The 12,931-nt window shown below is 64.8% G+C and carries 13 protein-coding genes; 8 read left to right on the top strand and 5 right to left on the bottom strand.

Annotated features, from left to right (window positions below):
* Nucleotides 1–179 precede the first annotated feature (179 nt).
* The 8 genes from Q8Z05_RS19945 to nrdF all read left to right on the top strand — a co-directional run bounded on the left by Q8Z05_RS19945 (nucleotide 180) and on the right by nrdF (nucleotide 9,427).
* Entirely contained in the window at nucleotides 180–1,547 is a 1,368-nt protein-coding gene (locus Q8Z05_RS19945; RefSeq protein WP_305941268.1) for an NAD(P)/FAD-dependent oxidoreductase, read from the top strand.
* Entirely contained in the window at nucleotides 1,547–2,278 is a 732-nt protein-coding gene (locus Q8Z05_RS19940) for a DUF1365 domain-containing protein (RefSeq protein WP_305941267.1), read from the top strand. The genes Q8Z05_RS19945 and Q8Z05_RS19940 overlap by 1 nt, the downstream gene beginning before the upstream one ends.
* Nucleotides 2,275–3,714 carry a class I SAM-dependent methyltransferase gene (locus Q8Z05_RS19935; RefSeq protein ID WP_371745893.1) on the top strand — a complete coding sequence of 480 codons (1,440 nt, stop codon included), beginning with the start codon at nucleotides 2,275–2,277 and terminating at the stop codon, nucleotides 3,712–3,714. Before Q8Z05_RS19940 ends, Q8Z05_RS19935 begins: the two co-directional genes overlap by 4 nt.
* Nucleotides 3,711–4,979 carry an SAM-dependent methyltransferase gene (locus Q8Z05_RS19930; RefSeq protein ID WP_305941266.1) on the top strand — a complete coding sequence of 423 codons (1,269 nt, stop codon included), beginning with the start codon at nucleotides 3,711–3,713 and terminating at the stop codon, nucleotides 4,977–4,979. The genes Q8Z05_RS19935 and Q8Z05_RS19930 overlap by 4 nt, the downstream gene beginning before the upstream one ends.
* Before the next feature lie 437 nt (nucleotides 4,980–5,416).
* Entirely contained in the window at nucleotides 5,417–5,662 is a 246-nt protein-coding gene (gene nrdH, locus Q8Z05_RS19925; protein WP_011692201.1) for a glutaredoxin-like protein NrdH, read from the top strand.
* A gap of 111 nt (nucleotides 5,663–5,773) precedes the next feature.
* Complete coding sequence (gene nrdI / locus Q8Z05_RS19920) at nucleotides 5,774–6,202, top strand: class Ib ribonucleoside-diphosphate reductase assembly flavoprotein NrdI (protein ID WP_305943642.1); 429 nt, start codon at nucleotides 5,774–5,776, stop codon at nucleotides 6,200–6,202.
* A 2-nt stretch (nucleotides 6,203–6,204) separates the two neighbouring features.
* On the top strand, nucleotides 6,205–8,361 hold the full coding sequence (gene nrdE, locus Q8Z05_RS19915) for a class 1b ribonucleoside-diphosphate reductase subunit alpha (RefSeq protein ID WP_305943641.1): 2,157 nt from the start codon (nucleotides 6,205–6,207) through the stop codon (nucleotides 8,359–8,361).
* A gap of 91 nt (nucleotides 8,362–8,452) precedes the next feature.
* On the top strand, nucleotides 8,453–9,427 hold the full coding sequence (nrdF, locus tag Q8Z05_RS19910) for a class 1b ribonucleoside-diphosphate reductase subunit beta (protein WP_305941265.1): 975 nt from the start codon (nucleotides 8,453–8,455) through the stop codon (nucleotides 9,425–9,427).
* 177 nt (nucleotides 9,428–9,604) lie between these two features.
* Here the strand turns inward: nrdF and Q8Z05_RS19905 are convergent, their stop codons facing one another.
* From Q8Z05_RS19905 to Q8Z05_RS19885, 5 genes are all read right to left on the bottom strand, one after another.
* On the bottom strand, nucleotides 9,605–11,215 hold the full coding sequence (locus tag Q8Z05_RS19905; protein ID WP_305941264.1) for an HNH endonuclease signature motif containing protein: 1,611 nt from the start codon (nucleotides 11,213–11,215) through the stop codon (nucleotides 9,605–9,607).
* A gap of 78 nt (nucleotides 11,216–11,293) precedes the next feature.
* Complete coding sequence (locus tag Q8Z05_RS19900) at nucleotides 11,294–11,773, bottom strand: DUF2087 domain-containing protein (protein WP_305941263.1); 480 nt, start codon at nucleotides 11,771–11,773, stop codon at nucleotides 11,294–11,296.
* A 105-nt stretch (nucleotides 11,774–11,878) separates the two neighbouring features.
* Complete coding sequence (locus Q8Z05_RS19895) at nucleotides 11,879–12,277, bottom strand: nuclear transport factor 2 family protein (RefSeq protein WP_305941262.1); 399 nt, start codon at nucleotides 12,275–12,277, stop codon at nucleotides 11,879–11,881.
* A gap of 111 nt (nucleotides 12,278–12,388) precedes the next feature.
* Nucleotides 12,389–12,535: a VOC family protein gene (locus Q8Z05_RS19890; protein ID WP_305941261.1), complete on the bottom strand. Its 147-nt coding sequence runs from the start codon at nucleotides 12,533–12,535 to the stop codon at nucleotides 12,389–12,391.
* A 54-nt stretch (nucleotides 12,536–12,589) separates the two neighbouring features.
* On the bottom strand, nucleotides 12,590–12,886 hold the full coding sequence (locus tag Q8Z05_RS19885) for a hypothetical protein (protein WP_305941260.1): 297 nt from the start codon (nucleotides 12,884–12,886) through the stop codon (nucleotides 12,590–12,592).
* Between the last annotated feature and the right edge of the window lie 45 nt (nucleotides 12,887–12,931).

Below are 12,931 nucleotides of genomic sequence, written 5' to 3'. Positions count from 1 at the left end.
CATTGTGGCATATCGCCCCGCGGCCCCGGAATGTCGCCACGGACCGGTCCCGCTCATGGGGAAGAATCGCGTCAAGGCGCCCGGCTGTAATTCGTAGTCATCCGGGCGCCCTTCGGTGACGAATTGCCCATAAGACGATTCATCAGGACGATTCAGGCGAAGCCAACAGGAGCAGATCAGTGTCGCAAGCAGCAACGATTCCGGACGGCAGGCGGGTAGCCGTCATTGGCAGCGGCGTGGCAGGGCTGACCGCAGCCTATGTCCTGAACCAGCGGGACAACGTCACCCTCTTCGAGGCCGACTCCCGGCTGGGCGGCCATGCGCACACCCATGATGTACCGCAGGCGGACGGCCCGGTCCTGGGCGTGGACACGGGTTTCATCGTGCACAACGAACGCACCTACCCGACGCTCCTGCGGCTCTTTGCGGAGCTGGGCGTCGAGACGCAGGACTCCGAAATGAGCATGTCGGTCCGCTGCGACGGCTGCGGCCTCGAATATGCCGGTGCCCGTGCCAGGGGGCGCGGCATCATTCCACGGCCCTCCACCCTGCTGCGCGGCCGGTACCTTCTGATGCTTCTGGAAGTGACGCGCTTCCACCGCCGGGCCCGCGCCCTGCTGGCCGGGGCGTCGAAGACTGCTGCCGGCGGCGGGGAGCCGGAGCTGACGCTGGGGGAGTTCCTCGCCCGTGAGAAATTCAGCGGCTACTTCATCTCGCACTTCATGACCCCCGTCGTGAGCGCGGTGTGGTCCTGCGACCCCACCACGGCGCTGGCCTACCCTGCCCGCTACCTGTTCACCTTCCTGGCCCACCACGGCCTGCTTGGAGTGTCCGGATCGCCGCAATGGCGGACGGTCAAGGGCGGTTCCCGCACGTACGTGGACAAGCTTGCCGCGACGCTGCCGGACGTCCGGCTGTCCAGCCCGGTCACGTCGGTGCGCCGCCGTGCGGAGGGCGTGGAACTGACCACACCGCACGGAACGGAGGCCTTCGACGCCGTCGTTATTGCCACGCACCCTGCGCAGGCGCTGCGCCTGCTCGCCGATGCCTCCCCGGAGGAACGCGAGGCGCTCGGCGGGATGCCCTACTCGGTCAACCAGACACTGTTCCACCGCGACGACGCTGTCCTGCCGCGCAGCGCCAATGCCCAGGCGTCCTGGAACTACCGGCTGCCGACCTGCGACGCACGCCCGGACAAAGTGCTGGTCAGCTACGACATGACGAGGCTCCAGCGCCTCGAGCCTGCCGACGGCGGACGGTACATCGTGAGCCTGGGGGAGTCCGAACTCATTTCCGATGGAACCGTGCTGGACCGGATGGTTTACGAACATCCGCAGTACACGCCGGATTCGCTCCGGGCGCAGCAGCAGATCCTTGCCCTGGGGGACGGGCGCCTCGCCTTTGCCGGCGCTTACCACGGCTGGGGCTTCCACGAGGACGGCGCACTCTCCGGGGTCAAAGCGGCCGCCCGGCTTGGCCGGGACTGGGAGCAGCGGGGCGCAGCAGCCGGTGCCCTCCTCCAAGGCGTTGCCGCGGAGGGCGCCTGATGAAAACCCGGGCTGCCATCTACCGCACCTCCATCGCACACGTACGGCGTACTCCGCTGCACAACGCGTTCACGTACCGCAGCTACAGCTGGTACGTCGACGTCGACCGGTTGCCTTCCCTGCCCTGGCCGCTCCGGCCGCTCGCGGACTTTCGCGCCTCGGACCACCTCGGCGACCCGGAAGGCACGCTCCGCGGCAACGTGGAACGGTTCCTGCGGACCCGCGGGATAGAGCTCGACGGCGGCAGGATCACCATGCTGGCCAGCGCCCGGGTGTTTGGCCACGTGTTCAACCCGCTCACCCTCTTCTGGTGCCATGGCGCCGACGGGGACCTGCGCTGCGTCGTCGCTGAAGTTCACAACACGTACGGTGAACGCCACTGCTATCTACTCGAAACGGATCACGCCGGCCGGGCCAGTGTTCCCAAAGCGTTCTACGTTTCCCCGTTCAACGACGTCGAAGGCCAGTACCGGATGAAACTCCCGGAACCGGGGGAGCGGCTGGCGGTATCGATCGTGCTGGAGCGCGAAGGGCAGAAGCCCTTCATCGCAACCGTCGACGGCGAACGCCGCGAGGCGTCCCTGCCGGCCGTCCTCTCCGCCGCGCTCGCGGTCCCGCTGGCGCCGCTGCGTGTCTCCGCTCAGATCCGCTGGCAGGGAATCAAGCTGTGGGCACGCAGGCTGCCCGTCATCAAAAGACCACACCACCCCTCACAGGAGGCAGTACAGTGACCATCACCGAAGCAACCGGATCCGCTGCGGGCCAGCCTGCGAACCCGCGTCCCGCCCCGGCCCGGACCGGCCGCGGCCTCGGCAGCACAGTTGCCGGCAGCACCGTGCCCTACAGCGTTCCGCAGCCCCCTGCCGTGATTGACGCCGCCATCTGGCCCAGCATCGCCACCACGCCGGACAGCCTCAAAGCCCGGGTGGCGGGACGGGTTGCGGATGCAATCTTCAAGGCCGCCGTCCGCACGCTTCCCCTCGAAGTCCGCTACCCGGACGGCACCGTCCTTGGAAAGGCAGCGGCCGGCCCGGCATCCGAACCCGGGGCTCCCTACCCGGTCATGACCCTGAACCGGCCGGAGGCTTTCGCCTCCCGGCTCGGCGACGGCGGACTAATCGGCCTGGGCGAGTCCTACATGGCCGGAGACTGGGACGCGGACGACCTCACCGCGGTCATGGAAGTCTTTGCGGCCAGGGTGGGAACCCTCGTGCCCGAGCCGCTGCAGAAACTGCGGGCCCTGTACCTCCCGCGCCAGCCGCGCAGGGAACGCAACACCGAGCAGAACACGCGTTCCAACATCTCCCGGCACTACGACCTCTCCAATGAGCTCTTTTCCTCCTTCCTGGACAGCACCATGACCTACTCCAGTGCGCTTTTCCCGGAGAGGGGCGAGGCGCTGCGGACCGTTGCCTGGGACGGATTCGCTGCCGCGCAGCAGGCAAAGATCGACCGTCTGCTGGACAAGGCCGGTGTCAGCGAGGGAACGCGCGTGCTGGAAATCGGAACCGGCTGGGGCGAACTTGCCCTGCGTGCCGCTGCCAGGGGTGCCACCGTCTATTCGGTCACGCTGTCCAGCGAACAGCAGGAACTGGCCCGCCAGCGTGTGGCCGAGGCCGGCTACGCCGACGCCGTCACCATTGAGCTCAAGGACTACCGGGCCGTGGAAGGGGAGTACGACGCCGTCGTCTCGGTGGAAATGATCGAGGCCGTCGGTTACGAATACTGGGCCACGTATTTCCAGACGATCGAGCGCGTCCTGGCTCCCGGCGGCAAGGTAGCCATCCAGGCCATCACCATCGCCCACGACCGGCTGATCGCCACCCGGACCAGCTACACCTGGGTGCACAAGTACATCTTCCCCGGCGGCGTCATTCCATCCGTCCGGGCCATCGAGGAAATCACCGAGAAGCAGACCGGTCTCCGGGTCCGCGAACGCCTCGCGATGGGCGAACATTATGCGCAGACACTGCGCCTCTGGGAGGAGCGCTTCATGTCGCGCGCCGACGAGGTTGCGGCCATGGGCTTCGACGCGGTCTTCCAGCGGATGTGGCTGTTCTACCTCTGCTACTCCAGGGCGGGCTTCGAGACGGGCTACCTTGACGTCCAGCAGATTGTCCTGGACCATGCGGCTGCCAAGCGTGCGGCCGGCGGAGCCGCAGTATGACCCCGCCGCTCGCGAGCACCATTGCCGAGGTCCTGCACCCCGTGGTCGGCGGGGAACTACCTGTCCGGCTCAAGGTGTGGGACGGCAGCGAGGCGGGCCCTTTCGGCGCACCGGTGGTCCGGCTGAATTCCCCGGACGCCATCCGGAGGCTGTTGTGGGCGCCGGGCGAGCTCGGTGCAGCACAGGCCTATGTCACCGGAGAACTGGACGTCGACGGCGACCTCAACGCAGCGCTCGAGCACCTCTGGAAGGTGGTGCGGGACCGCGAACTTTCCGGCATCAGGCCCACCCCCGCCGTCCTGGCAGGCATGGGCAGGATTGCCAGGGCCGCCGGTGGCCTCGGCACTCCGCCGGAGCCGCCGGCCAGCCAGGCCCGGGTCAAGGGAAAACTGCACAGCCTCCTGCGTGACCGTGCCGCCATCAGCCACCACTACGATCTCAGCAATGAGTTCTACGGCCTGATCCTGGATCCGCAGATGGCGTACTCCAGCGCGTACTGGACTGACTCCACAGAGACCTACGGCCTCGAGGACGCCCAGCGGGACAAGCTGGACCTCGTCTGCCGGAAGATCGGCCTCAAACCCGGGATGCGCCTGCTGGATGTCGGCTGCGGGTGGGGATCCCTGAGCTTGCATGCTGCGCAACACTACGGCGCCGACGTCGTGGGCGTGACCCTGTCCAGGGAACAGAAGGCGTTCATCGACGCCCGGATCCGAGATCGCGGCCTGGAGAAGACCGGGTTCGCCGGCCGCGGGTCACAGGGAACAGTGGAGGTCCGGGTCCAGGACTACCGCGAGATTCCGGACGGCCCGTTTGATGCCGTTGCTTCCTTGGAAATGGGCGAACACGTGGGCCAGCGAAACTACCCGGTGTACGCCGCGGCGCTGTTCAACAATGTGGTTCCCGGCGGCCGGGTGCTGGTTCAGCAGATGTCCCGGCGCGGAAAGCACCCCGGCGGCGGGCCGTTCATCGAATCCTTCATCGCCCCGGACATGCACATGCGTCCGGTCGGCGAGACCCTGGGGTTCCTGGAGGACGCGGGGTTGGAAGTCGAGGGTGTGGAGGCGTTGCGGAAGGACTACGTGCGGACCCTTGAAGCCTGGTACGCCAACTTCGAGCAAAACCAGGAAGCCGCCGTCGACATGATGGGGGAGGAGATAGCCCGGGTCTGGAGGCTGTACCTCGTTGGTGCCCTGCGCAGCTTCGCCGAGGGCAGGATGGGCGTGGAACAGATCCTCTGCAGCAGGCCGCCTGCCCGCAGCTGACCCGGAGACCGCAACTCCGCCTCGACACGACGTTCCGTTCATCACATCGGGGGCCCTGAAACTTCGTTCAGGGCCCTTTTGTGTGCCGTCCGACACGCCTGCCGCGTTGGTGCGACACGCCGTCTGCCGGGCGACACGCGGGGCGATTAATTGTGGCTAACTACTCCACAGGGTGTGGATTTCGTCCTCGAAAACAGCTGAAACACGGACATTTTTCACCTGCCCGCCTGTGGATTAACGGTGCATTAAATGACATACTTGTAATACATCATGTTGGGGTCCTCATCGGGGCCGTGCACTACATGTAGTATCGACATACAGATTGAGCGGGACGCAGGACCGGTATCGGATGAGGGGTTTCAGTTCCGGGCAGTGTCTACCGCAACGATGTACCAGAGACTTCAAAGCAGTGACTTCAACAAAAGGGGACAGGAACCATGACCGTTACGGTTTACACGAAGCCGGCCTGTGTTCAGTGCAACGCAACGTACCGCGCGCTGGACAAGAAGGGCATCACCTACCAGAGCGTCGACATCTCCCAGGACGCGGACGCCCTTGAGCGACTGAAGGCCCTCGGCTACATGCAGGCTCCCGTTGTGGTCACGGACCAGGACCACTGGTCAGGCTTCCGCCCGGACAAGATCGAAGAGCTGGCGCTGAGCGCCGCTGCTTCCGTGGCCTAGGCTGCATCCGCCGTTTCCGGCAAAGAACTTTACGTAGATGAGGTGACTCCCATGGCAGCGCCGGCACTTGCCGATGCGCCGCTCGCAGCAGACGCTGCGAACACGACGCCCATGACCCGGACCTCCAGCCACCTCATCTATTTTTCCTCGGCCTCCGAGAACACCCGGCGCTTCGTTGAGAAGCTGGGCCGGGATGCCTCCCGGATACCCCTGCATCAGCGTGAACCTGAACTCGTGGCCTTAGAGCCCTTCGTCCTGGTGGTTCCCACCTACGGGGGGACCGGCGGCGAGGGATCAGTGCCGAAACAGGTGATCCGGTTCCTCAACAACCCGCAGAACAGGGCCCTGATCCGTGGGGTGATCGGCGCAGGAAACACGAATTTCGGGGACAACTACTGCATGGCGGGTGACATCATCGCCTTCAAATGCCAGATACCCCACCTCTACCGCTTCGAACTTATGGGGACGCCTGAAGACGTCCGCCTGGTAAATCAAGGATTGGACAAGTTTTGGACACTACTGTCGCAGACACAGAAGTAACCATGCCCGCCGTCGAGAAGGCCGCAGAGAAGCCCGCACTGCCCGCCGCCTACAAGGGGCTGGGCTACCACGAGCTGAACGCCATGCTGAACCTGTACGGACCGAACGGTGAAATCCAGTTCGAAGCGGACCGCGAGGCCGCGCACCAGTACTTCCTGCAGCACGTAAACAACAACACCGTGTTCTTCCACGACCTGGAAGAGAAGCTCGACTACCTGGTGAAGAACCAGTACTACGAGCGCGAGACCCTCGACCAGTACACGATGAACTTCATCCGCGAGCTCTTCAACCGGGCGTACAAGAAGAAGTTCCGCTTCGAGACCTTCCTGGGCGCCTTCAAGTTCTACACGTCCTACACGCTGAAGACGTTCGACGGCAAGCGGTTCCTGGAGCGCTACGAGGACCGCGTGTGCATGGTTGCCCTGCACCTGGCCCGCGGCGACGAGCAGCTGGCCCTGCAGATGGTGGATGAGATCATCGAGGGCCGCTTCCAGCCGGCCACGCCCACGTTCCTGAACGCCGGCAAGAAGCAGCGCGGCGAGCTGGTCTCCTGCTTCCTGCTCCGCATCGAAGACAACATGGAGTCGATCGGCCGTTCCATCAACTCCGCCCTGCAGCTGTCCAAGCGCGGCGGCGGTGTGGCATTCGCGCTGACCAACATCCGCGAAGTCGGCGCCCCGATCAAGCAGATCGAGAACCAGTCCTCGGGCGTCATCCCCGTGATGAAGCTCCTCGAGGACAGCTTCTCCTACGCCAACCAGCTCGGTGCCCGCCAGGGTGCCGGTGCCGTGTACCTGCACGCCCACCACCCGGACATCTACCGGTTCCTGGACACCAAGCGCGAGAACGCGGACGAGAAGATCCGCATCAAGACCCTCTCGCTCGGCGTCGTCATCCCGGACATCACCTTCGAGCTGGCCAAGCGGGACGAGGACATGTACCTGTTCTCCCCGTACGACGTCGAGCGCGTCTACGGCATGCCGTTCTCCGACGTCTCGGTCACCGAGAAGTACTACGAGATGGTGGACGATTCCCGGATCAAGAAGACCAAGATCAAGGCGCGCGAGTTCTTCCAGACCCTCGCCGAGATCCAGTTCGAATCCGGCTACCCGTACATCATGTTCGAGGACACCGTGAACCGGGAAAACCCGATCGACGGCAAGATCATCATGTCCAACCTGTGCTCCGAGATCCTCCAGGTTTCGCAGCCCACCACGTACCACGATGACCTGTCCTACGACCAGACCGGCAAGGACATCTCCTGCAACCTGGGCTCGCTGAACATCGCGAAAACCATGGACTCGCCGGACTTCGGCCTGACCATCGAGACGGCCATCCGCTCGCTGTCGGCTGTGTCCGACATGTCCAACATCACCTCGGTGCCGTCCATCGCCCGCGGCAACGACCAGAGCCACGCGATCGGCCTCGGCCAGATGAACCTGCACGGCTACCTGGCCCGCGAGCGGGTCCACTACGGTTCCGAAGAGGGCCTGGACTTCACCAACATCTACTTCTACTCGGTGGTGTTCCACGCCGTCCGCGCCTCCAACAAGCTGGCCATCCAGACCGGCCAGACGTTCGGCGGCTTCGAAAAGTCCAAGTACGCCTCGGGTGAGTTCTTCGACAAGTACACGGAGCAGGAGTGGGTGCCGCAGACCGAGAAGGTTGCGGAGCTGTTCAAGAACATCCACATCCCCACCCAGGATGACTGGCGCGAGCTGAAAGCTTCCGTCATGGAGCACGGCATTTACAACCAGAACCTGCAGGCCGTCCCGCCGACCGGCTCGATCTCCTACATCAACAACTCCACCTCCTCGATCCACCCGGTGGCGTCGAAGATCGAGATCCGCAAGGAAGGCAAGCTGGGCCGCGTGTACTACCCGGCGCCGTACCTGACGAACGACAACCTGGAGTACTACCAGGACGCGTACGAGATCGGCTACGAGAAGGTCATCGACACCTACGCCGCAGCCACGCAGCACGTGGACCAGGGCCTGTCCCTGACGCTGTTCTTCAAGGACACCGCCACCACGCGCGACATCAACAAGGCCCAGATCTACGCCTGGAAGAAGGGCATCAAGACCATCTACTACATCCGTCTCCGCCAGCTCGCGCTGGAAGGGACCGAGGTAGAGGGCTGCGTCAGCTGCATGCTTTGATCTTCAACTAAAACGTGACAGTACGACGGCGGGCGCCCGCCCGCCGTCGTACGCTTTAACTAAAGAACCAACCCAACATTGAGGGGATGACATGACCGAAAAGGTCAAGCTGCTTAGCCACGTCGAGGCCATCAACTGGAACCGCATCCAGGACGACAAGGACGTGGATGTCTGGAACCGCCTCGTCAACAACTTCTGGCTGCCGGAGAAGGTGCCGCTGTCCAACGACGTCCAGTCGTGGGCGACGCTGACGCCGGATGAGCAGCAGCTCACCATGCGCGTGTTCACGGGCCTGACCCTGCTGGACACCATCCAGGGCACCGTTGGCGCCGTCTCGCTGATTCCGGACGCCCTCACCCCGCACGAGGAAGCCGTCTATACGAACATTGCGTTCATGGAGTCCGTGCACGCCAAGAGCTACTCCTCCATCTTCTCCACGCTGGCCTCCACCAAGGAGATCGACGAGGCGTTCCGCTGGTCCACCGAGAACGAGAACCTTCAGAAGAAGGCCCAGATCGTCATGGACTACTACCAGGGCGACGACCCGCTGAAGCGCAAGGTGGCATCCACGCTGCTGGAGAGCTTCCTGTTCTACTCGGGCTTCTACCTGCCGATGTACTGGTCCTCACGGGCCAAGCTGACGAACACGGCCGACCTGATCCGCCTGATCATCCGCGATGAGGCCGTGCACGGCTACTACATCGGCTACAAGTTCCAGAAGGGCCTGGAGAAGGTCTCCGAGGAGAAGCGCCAGGAGATCAAGGACTACACCTTCGAACTGCTCTTCGAGCTGTACGAGAACGAAGTCCAGTACACGCATGACCTCTACGACTCCGTCGGCCTCGCCGAGGACGTCAAGAAGTTCCTGCACTACAACGCCAACAAGGCGCTGATGAACCTGGGCTACGAGGCCATGTTCCCGGCTTCCGTCACCGACGTGAACCCGGCCATCCTCTCGGCCCTGTCGCCGAACGCTGATGAGAACCACGACTTCTTCTCGGGGTCGGGTTCGTCGTATGTGATCGGCAAGGCCGTCAACACCGAGGACGAGGACTGGGACTTCTAGTCTTCTCAGTCCATCCATCGTCAACTCAGCCCTCTCACGCACGCGCGCGGGAGGGTTGAGTTTATTAATTCTCGTGTCAGGATCGCGCTGGGGATGGTCCCGGACCGCGTTCGATTCGCCCTGCGGTGGCGATACTGATTGCCCTGCGCCCAGCCTTTTTGAACATCTGTGTAATGATCAGACTCCTTGAAGCATGAACGCTTCCGGGAGGAAGTCGTCCAGGGGTGCCGGCCAGGGCGGGCCGTCAACGTCCGCGGAGGGAAATCGATGCCCCGGTAAGAAAAGGTGCCAGTCCGGGAAAGGGTCCGGGGGCGGTTCCGGTTCGGAATCCGGGCACGGTTCTTCCGCGGCCAGAACGTCGTGTGGCCAGCGGGGCGGTTCCCAGTCCTGGTGCTCGCTGGGGTAGAGCCGGCTTGACGGCGAGGTCCACCCTGGCGGGTTGTCCTTGCTGGCTCCGGTTGGTGTCCAGGCGGAGCTGTGTTTCAGCCGGTGGTGTCGGGGGCAGGGTTGGCCTAGGTTGGTGATGCCGGTGGTGCCTCCGTCTGCCCAGGCCAGGAGGTGGTCCGCTTCGTTGTCCAGTGAGTGGTTGTTGCAGCCGGGGAAGGGACATTTCCCGTCGCGGAGTCGAAGCCATTGCCGCTGGGCCCTGGTGACGCGGTAGCTTGTCCGTCCGATTTCCAAAGGTGCCCCGTCACGTGGGTCAATCAGGACGCGGTAGAAGGAGTCGGCGCCGTCGGCGATCAGCCGGCGGGCCATGGATGTTGGGATCGGCCCGTAGCCGTCCAGCATGGCTGGTTCATCCGTGGCACCCAGGAGGGACAGCACCGGGACGGTGATCAGGACCTGCGCCCTCGGGGTCGGGACACCCCCGGTCACAACCCCGCCTAAGCCTGTTCCGCCGCCGGCCCTGCCGGAGGTGCCTGTGACGCCGGTGGTGTCGGTGAGCAGCCAGGTGGCGGCGATGTCGGCGCGGAGCTGGGTGAGGGTCCGGGCTTCGTCCGGGCTTTGAAGGGCCCGGGCAGCGGCGGTGGCCCGTTCCCAGATCCCCGCGGCGGTGTCGGCCGGGAGGTAGGCGGAGAGCCAGGCCATGCCGTCACGGTCCGGGGTTAACTCGACCCGCCGGTCCCTGGCGCGGTTCGCGTGACGCGTTTCGATGCTGACCGGGTGGTGGCGTTCCCGCCAGGTGCGGGCTTTGGCACGGAAGCGGCCCGGGACGAGGTCCCCGGCAGGGCACCCGCGGGCAGGGTTTGGGGCATCGGGGTCCAGGAAGTGCGCTTCCAGCGCAGCCGCCCCCGCCCGGTCCAGGCCAACGGTTTCATCGACCACGATCCGGGCGTGCTGCCAGGAGATGGTCCCGGCCTGCAGTGCCGCCAGCGTCAGCGGCAGGTTCGTTGTCAGTGCCAGGGAATCGGACACGAGGGCACCGGCGGTGCGTTCGCTGACGGTCAGGACGCAGGCGACCTCGGCAACGGTGGCCATTTCCTGGGCGGTGCTGTCCTGCGGGGATGCCGCCGGTGATGCCAACGACCTGTTGGCCTCCACGAATTCGGCAGTCAGCCTCACCTTCAGGGCGGCGGTCCGGGCTTCGTGCCGTGCCAATTCGGCCAGGGCGTCCAGGCAGTCATCCGCTAGACCCCGCAGCGGATCGGCAACCGGCGGCAGGCCGCCGTCGGGCACTTCAGCCTTGTGCCGGCCGGCGCCAAGAAACCCCGCCAGCACGGCAGCGGACTCGGAGAGGGCCGCCATGGCCTCCCTGCTCTCCGCACTCCAAGCTGTGCTGCTGTCCATACCCACAGCATCTCAGGGGGCTCTGACATTCTTTGATGCAGTTGCTGGAAACGGCGGTTCCTCCGGCCGCAAGGGGCACTACATCTCTTTCGGCCGGGAATAGGAGGACCCCGAGCGGGTCCGTTCCAGCAGGCCGAAGTCGACCAGGTAGCGACGAAGCAACACGACGTCGTCGGTATAGCTGAGTAGCCGTTCATTGACCTGCTTTTCCGTGAGGTCCTCGTCGGCTTTGATGGCATCACTGACGATCCAGGCCAGGAGCTCCCGTCGCTCCGTCTTGTTGGCCGGATACCTCTCGATCCTGCCCAAGCGCATGAACCGGGCCACGCCCTCCTGCGGCTGCCGCCGGGGTTGCTGCCTGAGAAGGTCACGGAAGACCGCCTCGGACGCCACCAGTTCGCCGGCGGCGTTCCGGTCAACGAGCCCGGACTCCAGTAGGGCGTCGACGGCACGGTTTCGTCGGTGGTCCTTTAGGCCAGCGACCGCTTCGGGGAGTTGGGCACCGAGCACTATCCGGGCGTAAGCGGTCCGCGTGTCGTTGCTGGCGAGGGCAGCCATAACTCGCCGCCAGTGCGGGCCGCTATACCTCATTCCTCCGGTCACAGCCTTCTCCCCACCCTGTGTGCAGGCAGCGGTCCAAGGCAGCAAAGAGACACGTCGGCGTCACTCGGCCACGGTGTCGGCGTGCCGATGCGCCACCCTCCACTCGCCGTCTTCGCGGCGATAGACCTGGGTGACGCGCAGGGTGTAACTGCGCGGCTGACCGTCGACGGAGGTCGAGATATGCTCCAGGCCGGCGGTATAGGCCATGTCACCGACGACGTCGTAGGCCTGGAGTTCGAATGTGTAGGACGTGCAGTTGGAGAAGGCCTTCTCAAGGATGGCGAAGGCGTCGTCCACCTCCTGCTGCCCAAACGCATTCCGCCACGCGCCCAGGATGCTCACAGGCTCCTGCCGTGACCAAAGCGCCCGGCGCGGCGCCGAGTCGCCGTCATGAAGCGCGACTTCCGCCTGGCGCAGCGAAGAATTTATCCAGCCTATGAAGTCATCGGCCTCGCTCATACTTCAGTATGGATCCAGCTCAGTGCGTTGCACAGGGCCCATTGGCGGTCCCATGACCTCAGCCCAGGAACCGCCCGGCATCCACCTCGGGATGAGACAGCAGACGAGTTGTCACTGGATGCAGAACTCGGTTCCCTCGGGGTCGAGCATCGAGATGTGCCAGCCGCCCTCGCCGTCGAACACCCCCGCAAGCGTGGCCCCGGCCTCAACGCAGCGGTCAGCGTGGGCAAGGGCCAGCAGGGTCAATGACAGCTCCACGCCAAAGCTCTTTCGGGATGCCCCGCGCCGCGGGCCCCAGGCGTCCCGTGCGGGTCACGAACGGGAGCGGGCCGCTTCTGAGTCCCGGTCGATCCTCACGTCGAAGTCCAGGCCGACGCCGTTGCCCGCGAGGCGGCCCAGGAGGTACGAACGCAGGGCATCGTTGGTGGCGGTGTGCGCGCTGTGGATGGCTTCACCGCTGAGCAGGGCGTATGAATCGCCGACGTGGAAGACCGTCAGGAAGCAGTCCTCAAGTTCGTCCGTCCGCAGGTTCCGGACGATTTCCCGGAAGCGGCCCTCTGAGCCGCTCCTGGGCATGGTTGTCACCGAAAAGGTCACTGTGCTTGGCATTTTCGCTGGTCCTTTGTAGCCTCCAGCCGGGAACCTCCCCCCGGC

Source organism: Arthrobacter oryzae (assembly GCF_030718995.1).
In the GTDB taxonomy this organism is placed as follows: domain Bacteria; phylum Actinomycetota; class Actinomycetes; order Actinomycetales; family Micrococcaceae; genus Arthrobacter; species Arthrobacter oryzae_C.
This window is presented reverse-complemented; position numbering and strand designations above follow the sequence as displayed.